This is a genomic window from Corynebacterium gerontici (genome assembly GCF_003813985.1).
GTDB lineage: Bacteria > Actinomycetota > Actinomycetes > Mycobacteriales > Mycobacteriaceae > Corynebacterium > Corynebacterium gerontici.
Window position 1 is genome coordinate 1,061,796 of sequence record NZ_CP033897.1, and the last position, 16,444, is coordinate 1,078,239.

Annotated in this window: 15 protein-coding genes; 14 read left to right on the forward strand and 1 reads right to left on the reverse strand. The window is 57.7% G+C overall.

The genetic code is table 11. The annotated features are described in order from the left end of the window. Window positions 1-62 precede the first annotated feature (62 nt). Window positions 63-659 (reverse strand): MBL fold metallo-hydrolase, encoded by a 597-nt coding sequence (locus CGERO_RS05035; protein ID WP_245998889.1) that lies wholly within the window; start codon window positions 657-659, stop codon window positions 63-65. A 151-nt stretch (window positions 660-810) separates the two neighbouring features. Between CGERO_RS05035 and uvrA the strand changes: the two genes are divergently transcribed. The 14 genes from uvrA (at window position 811) to CGERO_RS05105 (ending at window position 16,295) form a co-directional block, all read left to right on the forward strand. Continuing rightward, window positions 811-3,660 (forward strand): excinuclease ABC subunit UvrA, encoded by a 2,850-nt coding sequence (gene uvrA, locus CGERO_RS05040; protein WP_123933847.1) that lies wholly within the window; start codon window positions 811-813, stop codon window positions 3,658-3,660. A gap of 285 nt (window positions 3,661-3,945) precedes the next feature. Beyond that, window positions 3,946-4,467 (forward strand): translation initiation factor IF-3, encoded by a 522-nt coding sequence (gene infC / locus CGERO_RS05045; RefSeq protein WP_123933849.1) that lies wholly within the window; start codon window positions 3,946-3,948, stop codon window positions 4,465-4,467. 33 nt (window positions 4,468-4,500) lie between these two features. Then, complete coding sequence (rpmI, locus tag CGERO_RS05050; protein WP_123933851.1) at window positions 4,501-4,695, forward strand: 50S ribosomal protein L35; 195 nt, start codon at window positions 4,501-4,503, stop codon at window positions 4,693-4,695. A 62-nt stretch (window positions 4,696-4,757) separates the two neighbouring features. Continuing rightward, the gene (gene rplT / locus CGERO_RS05055) at window positions 4,758-5,141 is read left to right on the forward strand and encodes a 50S ribosomal protein L20 (protein ID WP_123933853.1); all 384 of its coding nucleotides are present in this window, start codon (window positions 4,758-4,760) and stop codon (window positions 5,139-5,141) included. Between the two features lie 123 nt (window positions 5,142-5,264). After that, the gene (locus CGERO_RS05060) at window positions 5,265-5,633 is read left to right on the forward strand and encodes a TM2 domain-containing protein (protein WP_245998890.1); all 369 of its coding nucleotides are present in this window, start codon (window positions 5,265-5,267) and stop codon (window positions 5,631-5,633) included. A 45-nt stretch (window positions 5,634-5,678) separates the two neighbouring features. Next, window positions 5,679-6,506: a TrmH family RNA methyltransferase gene (locus CGERO_RS05065; protein WP_123933857.1), complete on the forward strand. Its 828-nt coding sequence runs from the start codon at window positions 5,679-5,681 to the stop codon at window positions 6,504-6,506. A gap of 68 nt (window positions 6,507-6,574) precedes the next feature. Then, window positions 6,575-7,612 (forward strand): phenylalanine--tRNA ligase subunit alpha, encoded by a 1,038-nt coding sequence (pheS, locus tag CGERO_RS05070; protein WP_123933859.1) that lies wholly within the window; start codon window positions 6,575-6,577, stop codon window positions 7,610-7,612. A gap of 70 nt (window positions 7,613-7,682) precedes the next feature. Further along, window positions 7,683-10,187, forward strand: a complete 2,505-nt coding sequence (gene pheT / locus CGERO_RS05075; protein ID WP_123933861.1) for a phenylalanine--tRNA ligase subunit beta — start codon at window positions 7,683-7,685, stop codon at window positions 10,185-10,187. 93 nt (window positions 10,188-10,280) lie between these two features. Next, window positions 10,281-11,351, forward strand: coding sequence for an N-acetyl-gamma-glutamyl-phosphate reductase (argC, locus tag CGERO_RS05080; protein ID WP_123933863.1), 1,071 nt, complete (start codon window positions 10,281-10,283; stop codon window positions 11,349-11,351). A 13-nt stretch (window positions 11,352-11,364) separates the two neighbouring features. Further along, a complete protein-coding gene (gene argJ, locus CGERO_RS05085; protein WP_123933865.1) occupies window positions 11,365-12,537 on the forward strand; it encodes a bifunctional glutamate N-acetyltransferase/amino-acid acetyltransferase ArgJ in 1,173 nt (390 codons plus the stop codon). Between the two features lie 24 nt (window positions 12,538-12,561). After that, window positions 12,562-13,494, forward strand: a complete 933-nt coding sequence (gene argB, locus CGERO_RS05090; RefSeq protein ID WP_123933867.1) for an acetylglutamate kinase — start codon at window positions 12,562-12,564, stop codon at window positions 13,492-13,494. Continuing rightward, the gene (locus tag CGERO_RS05095) at window positions 13,491-14,681 is read left to right on the forward strand and encodes an acetylornithine transaminase (protein WP_123933869.1); all 1,191 of its coding nucleotides are present in this window, start codon (window positions 13,491-13,493) and stop codon (window positions 14,679-14,681) included. The genes argB and CGERO_RS05095 overlap by 4 nt, the downstream gene beginning before the upstream one ends. After that, complete coding sequence (argF, locus tag CGERO_RS05100) at window positions 14,681-15,646, forward strand: ornithine carbamoyltransferase (RefSeq protein ID WP_123933871.1); 966 nt, start codon at window positions 14,681-14,683, stop codon at window positions 15,644-15,646. Before CGERO_RS05095 ends, argF begins: the two co-directional genes overlap by 1 nt. Window positions 15,647-15,779: 133 nt before the next feature. Further along, window positions 15,780-16,295: an arginine repressor gene (locus tag CGERO_RS05105; RefSeq protein ID WP_123933873.1), complete on the forward strand. Its 516-nt coding sequence runs from the start codon at window positions 15,780-15,782 to the stop codon at window positions 16,293-16,295. Window positions 16,296-16,444 lie beyond the last annotated feature (149 nt).

A 16,444-nucleotide genomic window follows, 5' to 3' on the forward strand; every position in this document is an offset into this window, starting at 1 on the left:
AGCGGGCTGATGGCTAAGCTGACGTATTCCTCCTTGCAAAAACGCTTATGAGTTTAGTCGGATTACCAGCCTCGTGTGCGCCACTCATCCAAATGAGGACGCTCCTTGCCAAGCGTAGTGGGCTTTCCGTGGCCGGGATGCACGATTGCGTCGTCTGGATAACGCTCGAAAATCCTCGAGGTGACATCATCCATCAGTTGCTCAAAGTCATCGCTCGATTCAGTTTTGCCAACCCCGCCGGGAAATAGGCTATCGCCAACGAAAATGTGCCAGGTTCCGTCAATCTGGCAAGCTAATGCGAGCCCGCCGATGGTGTGTCCTCGCAGAATGTGCGCATGAAGTTCCAGGCCCTCGAAATGCAGCACATCGCCTTCCTCTAACTCGCGATCTGCAGGGCAGGGAAGTGCCGCAGCGTCTGGGGCGGGTGCAACGTGGGTGGCGCCAGTGGTTTCAAGCACTTCCTCCAGAGCACGGACGTGATCCCAATGTTGATGCGTGGTCACGACGGTGGTGATTGTTGCGTTGTTTCGCTGAGCGAGCGCGAGGAGGTCCTCGGCGGCGTCGGCTGCGTCGATCAGCAAAGCCCGCTCGCCCCTCACGAGGAGGTAGCAGTTGTTGTCCATCGTTGATACAGCGATCTGATCCAGTGTTGTGCGCATGTCAATGTAGTGTACGAGGAATGCGTCAGAGATGTTCGGACACATGTTCGTAATCCTGCTAGGCTAGTGATGGAATTTCTGCCCGACGCTGCGCGCTGCAATAGTGAAAGGCATCTTTGGGGGGACACCGATTGAATGAGGTAAGGAAAACGTGGCTGATCGTTTAGTGGTTCGAGGTGCCCGGGAGCACAATCTCAAAGGCGTAGATATTGATTTGCCGAGGGACTCGCTCGTGGTATTCACGGGACTTTCAGGCTCAGGCAAGTCCTCGCTCGCATTCGACACAATCTTCGCCGAAGGGCAGCGGCGCTACGTGGAATCACTCTCCAGCTACGCCCGTCAGTTCCTCGGTCAGATGGACAAGCCGGATGTCGATTTTATCGAGGGGCTGTCACCAGCCGTCTCAATTGATCAAAAGTCCACCAACCGAAACCCCCGTTCAACGGTTGGCACCATTACTGAGGTGTACGACTACCTCCGTCTGCTTTATTCGCGCGCAGGTACCGCACACTGCCCGAAGTGCGATGCGGTTATTCAAAGGCAAACGCCGCAGCAAATCGTGGACCAGGTGCTCGAACTTGATGAAGGCACCAAGTTTCAAGTGCTCGCTCCAGTGGTGCGTACCCGAAAAGGCGAGTTTGTGGACCTCTTTGCCGAGCTGGCTGCCGAGGGATATGCGCGTGTGCGAGTGGACGGTGAAGTGCACCAGCTCAGCAGTCCGCCGGAGCTAAAAAAGCAGGTCAAACACGATATCGATGTGGTGGTTGACCGACTCCAAGTCAAGAGCTCACAAAAGCAGCGTTTGACCGATTCGATTGAAACCGCGCTAAAACTCGCCGATGGCGTTGTGGTGCTTGAATTTGTGAGCCTTGACAAAGATGATCCGAACCGCATTCGCCGTTTCTCCGAAAAAATGGCCTGTCCTAACGGGCATGCGTTGGCCATCGATGAGCTGGAGCCGCGAGCATTTTCATTCAACTCGCCGTATGGAGCTTGCCCTGCCTGCGATGGTTTAGGTACTCGCACAGAAGTGGACGTGGATCTGATCATCCCCGATGAAGATGCCCCCGCACTCAAAGCGGTGCAACCATGGAACGCAAGTCCCAACTCAAAATATTTTGAGAAGCTGATCGAGGCGCTGGCGAAGGCCATGGGGTTTGACCCGAAAACGCCCTATTCTGAGCTCACCCGCGAACAACAACATGCCATCGTGCACGGTAGTGATCAGGAAGTGGCGGTCCGGTACAAAAACCGATACGGTCGCATTCGCAGTTGGACAGCGCCATTCGAGGGAGTGCTCGGTTACATACAGCGCAAACTAGATCAAACCGATAGTGAATCGCAGAAAGAACGTCTGCTCGCCTATACCCGCGAGGTTGCCTGCCCTACCTGCAAAGGGGCACGACTTCGTCCGGAAGTTCTCTCGGTGCGCTTGGCGTCAACAACGCACGGCGAGCAATCCATTGCCGGCCTTAGTTCGCTTTCGGTTGCTGATGCTGCAGAATTTCTTAATACGCTGAGCCTCGGAGAACGCGAAGCGATGATCGCTGGCGCCGTGCTCAAGGAAATCCAGGCGCGCCTGAAATTCCTGTTGGATGTTGGCTTGAACTACCTCACCCTGAACCGTGCTGCGGGAACACTCTCTGGTGGTGAGGCCCAGCGCATCCGCTTGGCTACCCAGATCGGATCTGGTTTAGCCGGTGTGCTGTATGTCCTGGATGAACCCTCCATCGGATTACACCAGCGGGACAATCAGCGCTTGATCTCAACCCTGGAGCACCTTCGAGATATTGGCAACACTCTCATCGTGGTGGAACACGACGAAGACACCATCCGAACAGCGGACTGGCTCGTGGACATTGGCCCGAAGGCTGGCGAATATGGTGGCGAAGTGGTCTACCAAGGCAAACCGGAGGGGATCGTCGAATGTGCCGATTCAATTACCGGAGCGTATCTGGGTGGAAAAAAGGTTCTTGGAGTTCCTGAGCAACGTCGCGACATTGACCCCGAGCGCATGCTGAAAATCGTCGGAGCCAAGGAGAACAACCTTCGTGGCATCGATGTGTCCATCCCCTTGGGGGTGCTCGCATGCATCACTGGCGTTTCGGGCTCCGGAAAATCCACGTTGATCAACCAGATCTTGTCCAAAGTGCTGGCTAATGAACTGAACCGCTCGCGCCAAGTTCCCGGCCGAGTCAAGCGCGTTGAGGGTATCGAGCACCTGGATAAACTCGTGCAGGTTGATCAATCGCCGATTGGACGAACACCGCGTTCGAATCCAGCGACTTATACCGGCGTTTTTGACAAGATCCGTAATCTCTTCGCGGAAACCACCGAGGCAAAAGTACGCGGATATAAGCCGGGCCGATTCTCTTTCAATGTCAAGGGAGGAAGGTGCGAGTCCTGTCAAGGTGACGGCACGTTGAAGATCGAAATGAACTTCCTTCCAGATGTGTACGTTCCATGCGAGGTGTGCCACGGGGCTCGGTATAACCGGGAAACGCTCGAGGTGAAGTACAAGGGAAAGAACATCGCCGAGGTGCTGGATATGCCCATCAGTGAGGCTGCGGAGTTCTTCGAGCCGATCACTTCGATCCACCGTTACCTCGCCACCCTGACCAAGGTTGGTCTGGGATATGTACGCCTTGGGCAGTCGGCCACCACGCTTTCTGGTGGTGAGGCGCAGCGCGTCAAATTGGCTTCAGAGCTGCAAAAGCGTTCCAATGGCCGCACCATCTACATTTTGGATGAGCCCACCACCGGCTTGCACTTCGAGGACATTCGCAAGCTCATGCTCGTGATCCAGGGCTTAGTGGACAAAGGTAATTCCGTGATCGTGATCGAGCACAATCTCGATGTAATCAAGGCTGCTGACTGGATCGTGGACATGGGGCCGGAGGGCGGCTCCGGCGGTGGTCGCGTGGTGGCACAGGGTACCCCGGAAGACGTAGCGAAGGTAAAGGGTTCCTACACAGGCCAGTTCCTCGCTGAGCTTTTGTGATCTCCGCGCGTCGAGTTGGTACTTTGAGCTCCAAGCTGTTAGGGTTGCCCGTACTACCGCCTACAAAGCTTGTTGCAGCGTAGGTCGCAAGTGGAGATCATCCCACCCGAAGCCGCTTTAAGCTGGACCAGGGTACAAGGTAAATAACTCACACAAGTGGGTTCTGATCTCCCGTTCACCTGCAAGGGTGAACGGGTTTTTCGCATGTGTGGCACGGCCACCAAGTGAAAACCCGGCGATTGGCGCGGTACGTCAAAAGTTCAATTTGCTACTTGAGGAGTCCCCATCAGCGCTGAAGCTCGCATTAATGAGCGTATCCGTGTCCCTGAGATCCGTTTGGTCGGTCCAAATGGTGAGCAGGTAGGCATCGTCCGCATCGAGGATGCCCGGAAGCTCGCTTATGACGCAGATCTCGACCTGGTTGAGGTTGCGCCTAACGCGAAGCCCCCGGTGTGCAAGATCATGGACTATGGCAAGTTCAAGTATGAGCAGGCACAGAAAGCTCGCGAATCCCGCAAGAACCAGCAGCAGACTGTGGTGAAGGAACAGAAGTTCCGCCCGAAGATCGACGATCACGACTACGAAACGAAGAAGAACAACGTCATTCGTTTCCTTGAGAAGGGATCGAAGGTCAAGGTCACCATCATGTTCCGCGGCCGCGAACAGTCCCGCCCCGAACTTGGCTTCCGCTTGTTAGAGCGTCTGGCTGATGACGTTGCTGATTTTGGTGTGGTTGAAACCAAGCCAAAGCAGGACGGTCGCAACATGACCATGGTCTTTGGTCCGTTGCGCAAGGGCAAGAAGTAAAAACGTAGAGATTCGAAAAAGGACGTTAATTCCATGAAGCAGAAGACCCACAAGGGCACCGCTAAGCGCGTCAAGATCACCGGTTCCGGCAAGCTCCGTCGCGAGCAGGCTAACCGCCGTCACCTGCTCGAGGGCAAGCCCTCGACTCGTACCCGCCGCCTGAAGGGCACCGAAGACGTCTCCAAGGCAGACACCAAGCGTGTGAAGCGCCTGCTGGGTCGCGGCTAATCCGCACCCAAACCCATTCTTCAGTTCCCAATAAAACCAAGATAGATTAAGGAAGTTTTCAAGTGGCACGTGTCAAGCGCTCCCTGAACGCCAAGAAGAAGCGTCGCGAAATCCTCAAGTCCGCCAAGGGTTACCGCGGCCAGCGCTCCCGCCTGTACCGTAAGGCTAAGGAGCAGTGGCTCCACTCCATGACCTACGCTTACCGCGATCGTCGCGCGCGTAAGTCCGAGTTCCGCAAGCTGTGGATCACCCGCATCAACGCTGCAGCTCGCATGAACGACATCACCTACAACCGTCTCATCCAGGGCCTGCGCCTTGCTGAGATCGAAGTTGACCGCAAGGTGCTCGCCGATCTCGCCGTGAACGACTTCGCTGCATTCTCCGCAATCTGCGAGGCTGCCAAGGCTGCTCTGCCTGAGGACGTCAACGCCCCCAAGGCTGCCTAAGCATCAGCTTCTTAGCCCGAGTTCCTCTGGAGCTCGGGTTTTTGCTTTTCGACGTCCCCGCGTGGCTCAAACCGGCCGCTGCGTAATATGAGGACACAGGTTGTTTGCAGCAGAGAGGTCATCATGACGAATCCGTATCAGCGTCCCACCCAGGCACAGAATCCCTATGGCACCACGCCCTACGGGTCAAACTCCTTTAACCTTCCCCAGCACCAAGGTCCATATTTGCCCTTGAATCAAAAGAATCGCGTGATAGCGGCCGTACTGGCCTTCTTCCTTGGAAGCTTCGGCGTTCATAACTTCTACTTGGGTTACAACACAAAGGGCTTGATCCAGGCAGGTTTGGGCATATTTGGCTGGTTAACCGCAATCTTCCTCATCGGTTTCCTCGTACTTGCAGGCGTTAGCTTATGGGCGCTGGCCGAACTCATCCTGATCATCGCTAACGTAGGCCCCTACCAAACTGATGCCAGGGGAGTTCCCTTGGACTAGGGGCACAACAGCGTGCACTTGGAGGCCAGTTGCTACATTTGCCACATGGCCTCCATTGATTTTTCAGATCCATTTACTGAGCGCACCCCGCGTGTGGTGCAAGCAGCGAAGCTGCACCGAAGCGCCGCCAGGAAAAAGGCGCAAAAGTTCATCGTCGAAGGCGAAAACTCAGTAGAAGCAGCACTAGCCACTGGGTCTGCAACGGATCTGTTCATCTCGGAGCAAGCCGCCGGGCGCTTTTCGCACATCCTCACGCTTGCCCGAAACATGGGCGTTTACGTGCACCCCATCAGCGAACGCGCCGCAGTGCACATGGCCGATACCAAGAGCACCACCGGGCTTTTCGCCATCTGCAGCCCCGTCTTGTGGCCGCTCAAGCAGGCGCTGCGAGGAAACCCGCAACTGCTGAGCATCCCAGTGGAAACGAATGAGCCCGGAAACGCAGGCACGCTGATTCGAGTAGCTGATGCTATGGGAGCCGATGCAGTGGTGTTTGCGGGTGAGACCGTAGACCCTCAATCTTCCAAATGCGTGCGTGCATCTGCGGGGTCCCTTTTCCACTTGCCTGTCGCCCGTGAGCCCAACATTGAGGCGGTATTGCAAAGCGTTCGTGCGCGCGGCCTCCAAGTGCTCGCCACCAGTGCCGATGGTGAAGTGAACCTCGATGATGCCGATGAGCTGCTAGCGAAGCGTACCGCGTGGCTCTTCGGCAATGAGGCACACGGCCTTGGCGAGGAGCTGCTCGCCAAGGCTGACCACCGTGTGCGAATTCCGATTAGGGGTCGTGCGGAATCGCTCAATCTAGCAACGGCCGCGTCGATTTGCCTCTACGCGTCCTCGAAAATGCAGCACGCGGGTTCGTCGAAAAGCTAAGAAGAGCTGCAAGGTATGATGGCGGGGTTGATTGCCTCGAAACACCAACGTGAAGGGTCCATTAAAGGGTGTCTGAAATCCAATTGAACGAAGAATTCCTCAATAAAGCAGCCGAAGCAGCCGTTTCGGCATTCGCTGGTGCTGAGTCGCTGGAGGAATTGGCTGAGCTTCGCCGCGCGCATTTGAGCGATGAGGCGCCGATTCCCCAAGCGCGCCGCCAACTCGGCAGCATTCCCAAGGAGGAGCGCAAAGAGGCCGGGCGTCTAGTAAATATGGCGCGGGGGCGGGTGGAAAAGAGTTTCGCTGAGGCGAAAACTCGCCTGGAAGAAAAGCGCAATGCTGAGGTTCTCCGCGCTGAACGCGTCGATGTGACCGAACCAACCACGCGCACCCAGACCGGTGCCCTGCACCCGATCACCACCCTGAGTGAAAACATCGCTGACATCTTCATCGGCATGGGCTACGAGGTAGCAGACGGCCCCGAGGTTGAGGCGGAATACTTCAATTTCGATTCGCTCAACTTCATCCCGGATCACCCGGCACGCACGCTCCAAGATACTTTCCACGTCAGCGTGGAGGGATCAAAGCAGGTGCTGCGTACGCACACTTCCCCGGTGCAAATGCGCACCATGCTTTCGCGCCACGTACCAATTTACGTGGTCTGCCCTGGTCGCGTGTTCCGCACCGACGAGCTGGACGCCACCCACACACCGGTATTCCACCAAGTTGAAGGCCTTGCAGTGGACAAAGGTCTGACCATGGCTCACCTTCGCGGCACCCTTGACCACTTGGCCAAGACGCTCTTCGGACCCGATACGCACACTCGTATGCGCACCAACTACTTCCCCTTCACCGAGCCCTCCGCCGAGGTGGACGTGTGGTTCCCCAACAAGAAGGGCGGCGCCGGCTGGATCGAGTGGGGTGGTTGCGGCATGGTCAACCCGAATGTGCTGCGCGCAGCCGGGATCGACCCCGAAGTCTATTCCGGTTTTGCTTTCGGCATGGGACTTGAGCGCACCCTGCAGTTCCGCAATGGTCTCAGCGACATGCGAGACATGGTGGAGGGCGATCTGCGCTTCACACTTCCCTTCGGTATCCAGGCATAACCTCCAGCAACTTCACCACCAGTGCTTTTAGACGCAGTGGATTCGATCTGAATTTTAAGGAACAACTTTCATGCTGATTTCTCAACAGTGGGTAAGCAAGCTGCTGGGCTATTCCAATCCTGGCTGGAACGTGAGCGCCGAGGAGCTCGACGCCGGTTACGTCCGCGTTGGTTTCGAGACCGAGGGCTATGAGCCGATCCCCAAGACCACCGGCCCCTTGGTCATTGGGCGCGTAGAAACGATTGAAGAGCTCACGGGATTTAAAAAACCCATTCGTCATTGCCACGTGAATGTTGGCAAGGCCAACGGCAGCGGTGAGCTGCAGTCGATCGTGTGCGGTGCCCGCAATTTCCGAGAGGGCGACACCGTCGTGGTGGCGTTGCCTGGCGCAGTGCTCCCCGGCAACTTCGCAATTTCGGCGCGCGAGACATACGGGAAGATGTCGGCTGGCATGATCTGTTCGGCTGCCGAACTCGGCCTGGCGGATAAGCAGAACTCCGGCATCATCGTCCTTGACGGCGGCGAACCAGGTACTGACGCGCGTGAAGCCCTCGGCCTCGATGACACCGTCTTCGACGTCAATATCACCCCGGACCGTGGTTATGCACTCTCCGCGCGTGGCTTGTGCCGCGAGCTCGCCTCGGCGTTCGACCTCACCTTTGCGGATCCTGCGGAGAATATCGAGGTTGCCAATATCGACGTATCCGCGGTCCCAACCCCGAGCGAGGAGCTCATTGGTGTCGAGCTTCGCGAGGAAACCCAGGCGCGCCGCTTTGGTCTGCGAAAAGTCACCGGCATTGACCCGAAGGCGGAGTCTCCCTTCTGGTTGCAGCGCGAGCTGATGTTGTGCGGACAACGCCCGGTGAACGCGGCAACGGACGTAACCAACTACGTCATGTTTCTGCTCGGGCAACCGATGCACGCATTTGACGCGAACTTGGTGCACGGCAACTTGGTGGTGCGGAACGCGCAAGAAGGCGAAGTGCTCGAGACGCTCGATCATGTGAAGCGTGAACTTCACCCAGAAGACGTGGTGATCGCCGATGACCAGGGGATCCAGTCACTTGCTGGTGTGATGGGTGGTAACTCCTCCGAAATTCAGGACGACACCACTGACGTCTACTTTGAAGCCGCCAATTGGCACCCCATCCGCACCGCTCGCACCTCGCGCCGCCACAAGCTCAGTTCGGAAGCTTCTCGACGCTTCGAGCGCGGGGTTGATCCCGAGATCATTGAAGTGGCGCTCGACGCCGCCTGCGCGCTGCTGGTGGCAATTGCTGGTGGCAAGGTCAGCTCCCAGCGAACCCTCGTGGGGGAGCTGGAGGCACCCGAGGCGATTTCCATGAAGGTGCGTCGCCCGAGCGATGTTGCCGGCGTGGACTACTCCGATGAGACGGTGATCGCCCGCCTTGAAGAAGTCGGCTGCGTTGTTGAGCGCGAAGGTGAGTTGCTCAAGGTCACTCCGCCGTCGTGGCGCCCGGATCTGGGCGAACAGTCCGACCTCGTTGAAGAGGTGCTGCGACTAGAGGGCCTCGAAAGCGTCCCCTCGATCGTTCCACCGGCATCCATTGGCCGTGGTCTTTCACCTCAGCAGCGTCGACGCCGTGCAGTAGGCCACGCGCTGGCCTATTCGGGATATGCGGAGATCCTTCCAACGCCGTTTATTCGCAACGATGTGTTCGATGTTTGGGGTCTGGACGCCGAAGATCCCCGCCGGGCAACGGTGAAGGTGCAGAATCCGCTCGATGCCGATTACGCAGTGCTCGCCACCACGTTGCTGCCTTCCATGTTGGAGGCTCTTGGACGCAATGTGGCTCGTGGCCAACAGCATGTAGCGCTCTTCGGTTTGCAGCAGGTGAGCTTTCAGCGCGGCAATGGAACATCGCCCATGCTGGATGTCCGTCAACGGCCCAGCGAGAAGGAGGTCCAAGATCTGCTTGCCTCACTGCCAGATCAGCCGCTGCATGTAGCCACTGTCGCCACTGGTGAACATCTGCATTCAGGCCCATGGGGTAAGGGGCGCGCTTATTCTTACGCGGATGCCATCGAATCTGCTCGGGTCGTTGCCCGCGCGGCTGGTGTTGATCTAGAGCTGCGCAATGCTGAGCAATTGCCGTGGCACCCGGGCCGTTGCGCTGAGCTGCTCGTTGATGGTGAAAGTGTTGGTTTTGCCGGTGAGCTGCATCCGCAGGTTCTTGAACGCCTCGGCCTGCCTTCACGCACCTGTGCCATGGAGCTCTCGGTGACGGCCTTGCCGCTGCGCGATCGCATGCCTGCGCCGGTGTTGTCTAGCTTCCCGGCGCTGCATCAGGACCTTGCGCTCGTGGTTGACGAGGCCACCCCGGCGGAGTCTGTGCGCCGTGCGATTCAGGACGGCGCGGGAGAGTTGCTGGAGCAGGTAGAGCTTTTCGACGTCTACCGTTCCGAATCCCTCGGTGACTCCAAGAAGTCGCTGGCGTTCTCCCTGGTATTCAGGGCGAACGACCGCACGCTGACTGACGAGGAAGCGAATGAGGCTCGTTTGGCCGCAGCGGCGAAGGCTAAGGCGGACACCGGCGCTCAGATGCGCGCATAAGTTTTTGCGCCCTGGGGGGCGGCACCCGCCGCCCTCTTCTCATACCCTGATAAATAAATTGCCTTTAGATGCATAAAGTGTATAGTTCTAGGCATGGTTCAAGTTTCCGCAGATTCACAGACTTCAACCCGCATCGCGGTGGTGGGCGCCACGGGCTACGCGGGCGGTGAGATCCTCCGCCTGTTGCTTGATCACCCAGGTGTGAAAAGTGGTGAACTCAGTATTGGGTCGCTGATGGCGGGCAGTTCGGCGGGAACACCAGTCAGCGATGCAATGCCGCACCTCATCGCGCTAGCGGACCGCACGATCGAGGCCTTGGATCTGGAAAAGCTCGCTGAACATGACGTCGTCTTTCTCGGCCTTCCACATGGACATTCGGCAGAAATCGCCAAGCAGTTGCCGGAGGGGATGGTGATCATCGATTGTGCCGCTGATTTCCGCCTGCGCCAGCAAAGCGATTGGGACACGTTCTACGGCGGCGATTATGCAGGCGCGTGGCCCTACGGAATTCCCGAGATGCCGGGTCATCGCGAACAAATCGCACAATCAGCACGGGTGGCGGTCCCCGGCTGTTTTCCCACCGGTGCCACGCTTGCACTGTGGCCGGCAGTGCAAGCAGGGTTGATCGAGCCGAAGGTCTCGGTCGTGTCTATTACCGGCGTTTCAGGCGGCGGGAAGAAGGCCTCGGTGGGGCTGCTTGGCGCCGAAACCATGGGGTCGCTGAAGGCCTACAACACTGCTGGCAAGCATCGCCACAATCCTGAGATCGTCCAGAACCTCACCGAGGTCGGAGGCGAGGGAGTGCAGTTAAGCTTCACGCCCGTCCTTGCACCATTGCCGAGGGGTATTTTGACCACCGCCACGGCGCCCCTGGCTGCCGGGGTAGACGAGGCCACGTTGCGTGCAGCCTACGAGCAGGCGTACGCCGACGAAGCTTTTGTGCATCTATTGGCGCCCGGGGTGCAACCGCAAACTCAAGCGGTGCTTGGATCGAACGCCTGCCACGTGCAGGTAGAGGTGGATCAGCGTGCTGGCACTGTGTTGCTCACGTCAGCCATCGACAATTTATGCAAAGGCACCGCTGGCGCCGCAGTGCAGTGCATGAATTTATGCTTGGGAATAGAAGAAACTGCCGGTCTGAGCATCGCTGGCGTAGCGCCATAAAGAGGAGAGGTACATGAATCAGATCACGGGCGTGACCGCCCCCAAAGGTTTTCTTAGCACTGGGCTTGCTGCAGGCATCAAACCTTCCGGCAAGTCGGACGTCGCCCTCGTGCTCAACAGCGGGCCTGAGTTCAGTGCCGCGGGCGTGTTTACCCGCAACCGTGTTGTTGCCTCTCCCGTCAAGCTGAGCCGAGAAGCTGTCGGCGACGGCACGTTGCAGGCTGTGCTCTTCAACGCCGGCAACGCGAACGCTTGCAACGGCGCACAAGGCGACAGGGATGCTCGAGCTTCAGTGGCTCACCTTTCGAAGCTTATCGACGTCCCCGTGGACAACATCGCGGTGTGTTCCACAGGGTTGATCGGCGAGTTGCTTCCGATGGACAAGCTTCTCAGCGGCATCGAGCAAGTGGCGCAATCGCTTGGCGATAGCCCCGAACATGGTGAAAAAGCAGCGGACGCAATCCTCACCACGGATACGGTGCGCAAGCAAACGGTGGTGCAGGCGGATGGCTGGACGCTTGGCGGTATGGGCAAGGGCGTAGGCATGATGGCTCCTTCTTTGGCAACCATGTTGGTGTGCCTCACCACTGACGCCAAAGTGAGCGCAGATCAAGCCCAACGAGCGTTGGAGCGTGCCGTGGCTGTCACTTTCAACACCTTAGACGTGGACGGTTCAACGTCTACCAACGACACAGTATTGCTCCTGGCCAACGGTGCTTCTGGCGTGGAACCCGACGCGGAAGCGTTCGAACAAGCAGTACTTGATGCCTGCGCCGATCTTGCCAATCAGCTCCAAGCCGATGCTGAGGGCGTGACCAAGCGCGTGCGCATCACCGTGTGCGGAACTGAGGACGATGAGCAGGCATTGAACGCCGCGCGAACCATCGGCCGCGATAACTTATTCAAGTGCGCCATGTTCGGCTCCGACCCCAACTGGGGTCGAGTCCTGGCCGCCGTTGGTATGGCCGATGCGGCGATGAATCCAGACAAGATCTCCGTGTGGTTTAACGATCAACCAGTGTGCCTCAACAGCACCGGCGCACCCGGCGCCCGCGACGTGGATCTCAGCGGAGCAGATATTGACGTCCGTGTGGATCTCGGCACGGGTGGATCAGGAGAGGCCTTCGTTCGAACCACCGATCTCAGCCACGCGTATGTCGAAATCAACTCGGCCTATTCTTCCTAGTTGTGAAATAGAGGATCCAAGGCAATGGAACAATCTAAGCTCACCCCACAATTGCGCGCCAACGTGCTGGCTGAGGCGCTTCCCTGGTTGCAGCATTTCCGCGACAAGATCGTGGTGGTTAAGTACGGCGGCAACGCGATGGTGGATGAAGAGCTCAAAGCTGCCTTCGCCGCAGACATGGTGTTTTTGCGCACCGTCGGCGCAAAGCCCGTGGTGGTTCATGGCGGCGGACCGCAGATCTCCGCGATGCTGAAGAAACTCGGCATGGAAGGAGAATTCAAAGGTGGGTTCCGCGTCACCACCCCTGAGGTGATGGACGTGGTGCGCATGGTGCTCTTCGGTCAGGTGGGACGCGACCTCGTGGGGCTGATCAACTCGCATGGTCCTTATGCTGTTGGCATGTCCGGTGAAGACGCCGGACTGTTCCGGGCGGAGAAGCGCTACATTGATCTCGAAGGCGAGATGACCGACATCGGTCAGGTAGGCAACATCACGCACGTCGATGCCTCAGTGCTGCTGGACATCATTGAAGCGGGTCGAATTCCCGTGATCTCAACCATCGCCCCCGGCGAAGACGGGGAAGTATTCAACATCAATGCAGACACCGCCGCCGGTGCGCTAGCCGCCGCCTTGCAGGCGGAGCGCCTCATGATTCTCACCAACGTTGAAGGTCTCTACACCGACTGGCCGGATCGCAGCTCACTCGCATCGATGATCCGCACCGGCGACCTCCGCGAAATTCTTCCGAAGCTCGATTCGGGCATGATCCCGAAGATGGAAAGCTGTCTCCACGCCGTGGACGCTGGTGTAGACGCAGCCCACGTGATCGATGGTCGCGTTGCTCACTCCGTGCTGCTCGAGCTTTTGACCTCCGGTGGCATCGGGACGATGGTGATTGATGACTCGGATGGGAACGTCGAAAAGCTTCCACAAACTCTCTATCGAGGTCAAGAATGAACAACCTACAACAGCGCTGGTCAGATGCGCTCATGAACACCTACGGCACGCCCGCTGTGGCCCTGGTGGAGGGTGAGGGCGCCATCGTAAAGGATGGGCAAGGGCGCGAATATATCGACATGCTCGCAGGCATCGCCGTGAATTCCCTTGGTCACGGGCATCCCGAGGTCGTTGCAGCGGTGTCTGAGCAAGTAGCAGCGTTCGCACACGTCTCGAACCTCTTCGTCTCTCAGCCCGTGATCGATGTGGCCGAAGCATTGGCGCAGCGATTCGCGCCCGGAGACCCTTCGGTGAAGGCGTTTTTCTGCAACTCCGGTACAGAGGCCAACGAAGCGGCACTCAAATTGGCCAAGCTCACCGGCAAACGTCGGGTACTTGCTGCACAACACGGCTTCCATGGCCGAACCCTGGGGGCGCTCTCGATTACCGGGCAGCCCAGCAAGCAGCAACCGTTCCGCCCATTGCTACCCGACGTAGAATTTTATCCCTATGGGGATATCACCGTCCTGCGTGCGATGGTCGAAACAGATCCGGGCAGCGTCAGCGCGATCTTCCTCGAACCAATCCAGGGCGAAACTGGGGTTGTTCCAGCACCAGAGGGATTCCTCCGTGCCGTGCGTGCGCTTTGCGACGAACACGGCATCCTCATGATCCTCGACGAAGTACAAACCGGCGTGGGCCGAACCGGTGATTTCTTCGCGTTCCAACACGAGGACGTGCAGCCCGATGTTGTCACCATGGCGAAGGGCTTGGGAGCGGGGCTGCCCATCGGAGCGGTGCTTGCTCGCGGTGACGCCGCAGCGCTCATGCAGCCCGGCTCGCACGGCACCACGTTCGGCGGCAACCCTGTGGCGTGCGCAGCGGCAAAAGCTGTGCTCAGCGTGATCGACGATGCCTTCGTGGCCGAGGTAAAGCGCAAAGGAGCGTTGCTGGCAGAGACAGTAGCGACGATCCCAGGGGTGAATCACGTGCGTGGCCGCGGGCTCATGTTAGGCGTTGTACTTGATCAACCAGTGGCGCAGGAGGTCGTACGTAAGGGGCTGGACCACGGACTCATCCTCAACAACCCCGCCAAAGAGGTCGTGAGGCTCACGCCACCATTGGTGATTTCTGAAGAAGATGTGCGACGTGGCGTCGAAAAGCTAGCTGCGGCAATCGGTGAAGCGATCGAAGGGAAGAATCAATAATGCAAATCACTCAAGTGCGTCACTTTTTGGCGGATGACGATCTCGACCACCAGGAACTCCTCGAAGTGTTGCGGCTGGCGATGGAGCTCAAACAGGATCGATATTCCCGAGAAACGTTCGCAGGGCCGCAGTCGGTAGCGGTGTTGTTTGACAAAACCTCCACTCGCACCCGTTTTTCATTTAGTGCCGGAATCGCTGAACTTGGAGGACACCCCATCGTCACAGAGACCGGAAAGTCGCAGATGGGGAAGGGGGAGACGTTCCAAGATACCGGCGCTGTGCTCTCGCGATTTGTATCGGCCATCGTGTGGCGCACCTTCGCGCAAGCCAACCTGGAGGCAATGGCAGAAACTGCCACCGTGCCAATAGTGAACGCACTGAGCGATGATTTCCACCCCTGCCAAATCCTCGCCGACCTACAAACGATCGTGGAACACTGCACGCCGGACTCTCGTCCTGAACAGCTCTGCGGACTCAAAGCTGTGTATCTCGGCGATGGCGATAACAACATGGCAAACTCCTACATGCTTGGATTCGCCAATGCGGGGGTGGACATCACTATTATCGCCCCGGAGAAATTCCAGCCGAAGCAGCAATTCGTGGATCGTGCCCGAGTCGTTGCGGAGCAGACAGGGGCCACCGTCGCGGTGAGCGCGGACGTTGCAGACGTTGAGGGCGCCGACGTGGTGATCACTGATACGTGGGTATCGATGGGCATGGAAAACGACGGAGTTGACAGGCGAACCCCGTTCTTGCCCTACCAGGTCAATGCTGCGGTGATGGCGAAGGCGAAACCCGAGGCGATTTTTTTGCACTGCTTACCTGCATACCGCGGCAGCGAAGTATCGGCAGACGTAATTGATGGGCCACGATCACGAGTCTTCGATGAGGCAGAAAACCGTCTGCATGCCCAGAAGGCGTTGTTGGTTTGGTTGATGGAGCACCAGCCTGCGGAGGAGAAATAACCACGTTGTGCTTTTGCTTACAACTAGAATAAAATAGAAAAAATTGAAATATTCTCGCGCATCCTCGTAGGACTGACGCGTGGATTATTCAAGACGTAGTGGAGCACCTTTGACCGCTGAAAGTGAAGGATCGATGCCTCGAAGCAACATCACGCGCACGGTTCGGCAAACCATGATTGTGGATATTCTGCAAAAGCATAAAGTTCACAGCCAGATGCAATTGTCCGAGCTTTTGGAAGCAGAGGGTGTATCGATCACTCAGGGCACGTTGTCAAGAGACCTCGATGAGCTCGGCGCGAAGAAATACCGCCCCGAATTTGGGCGCGGGTATTACGTCATTGGCAACGACGAAGTGTCCCTGGCAAAAACCTCGGGTGCTCGCGAGAAGCTGCGGAAGATGCTCGATGAACTGCTGGTTTCCATCGATCACTCGGGCAACATCGCAGTGCTTCGCACCCCGCCAGGTGCCGCCGCCTTCCTCGCATCCTTCATCGACAGGGTTGGTATGCAGGAAGTGGTTGGTACGATCGCCGGTGACGACACCGTGTTTGTTGTTTCCAGGGACTCAATCACAGGCCAAGAGCTCATTGCCTTAATGACGCACCGTGACTATGACCAGCTCACGAGCGAGCTTCAGTTTAAGGAATAAGGCGATTCATCGTGCCTACAGCGGTTTTGTTGGGTAAAAACCTTCACAGTTCGTTCGAGGGTCACGCTGCGGGCATGACTTGTAGGCGTTCAAAGCAGAGTGTCTGCGTTTTTCAGAGTATTCAGTAATTCCATTCAATTTTCTAAGGA

Excerpts from the sequence above, each read along its gene's own strand:
- CGERO_RS05105 (WP_123933873.1), top strand. The coding sequence starts at position 15,780 with ATGCCTCGAAGCAACATCACGCGCACGGTTCGGCAAACCATGATTGTG.
- rpmI (WP_123933851.1), top strand. The coding sequence starts at position 4,501 with ATGAAGCAGAAGACCCACAAGGGCACCGCTAAGCGCGTCAAGATCACC.
- argC (WP_123933863.1), top strand. The coding sequence starts at position 10,281 with ATGGTTCAAGTTTCCGCAGATTCACAGACTTCAACCCGCATCGCGGTG.
- argB (WP_123933867.1), top strand. The coding sequence starts at position 12,562 with ATGGAACAATCTAAGCTCACCCCACAATTGCGCGCCAACGTGCTGGCT.
- pheT (WP_123933861.1), top strand. The coding sequence starts at position 7,683 with ATGCTGATTTCTCAACAGTGGGTAAGCAAGCTGCTGGGCTATTCCAAT.
- CGERO_RS05035 (WP_245998889.1), bottom strand. The coding sequence starts at position 659 with ATGCGCACAACACTGGATCAGATCGCTGTATCAACGATGGACAACAAC.
- CGERO_RS05095 (WP_123933869.1), top strand. The coding sequence starts at position 13,491 with ATGAACAACCTACAACAGCGCTGGTCAGATGCGCTCATGAACACCTAC.
- argF (WP_123933871.1), top strand. The coding sequence starts at position 14,681 with ATGCAAATCACTCAAGTGCGTCACTTTTTGGCGGATGACGATCTCGAC.
- CGERO_RS05060 (WP_245998890.1), top strand. The coding sequence starts at position 5,265 with ATGACGAATCCGTATCAGCGTCCCACCCAGGCACAGAATCCCTATGGC.
- CGERO_RS05065 (WP_123933857.1), top strand. The coding sequence starts at position 5,679 with ATGGCCTCCATTGATTTTTCAGATCCATTTACTGAGCGCACCCCGCGT.
- argJ (WP_123933865.1), top strand. The coding sequence starts at position 11,365 with ATGAATCAGATCACGGGCGTGACCGCCCCCAAAGGTTTTCTTAGCACT.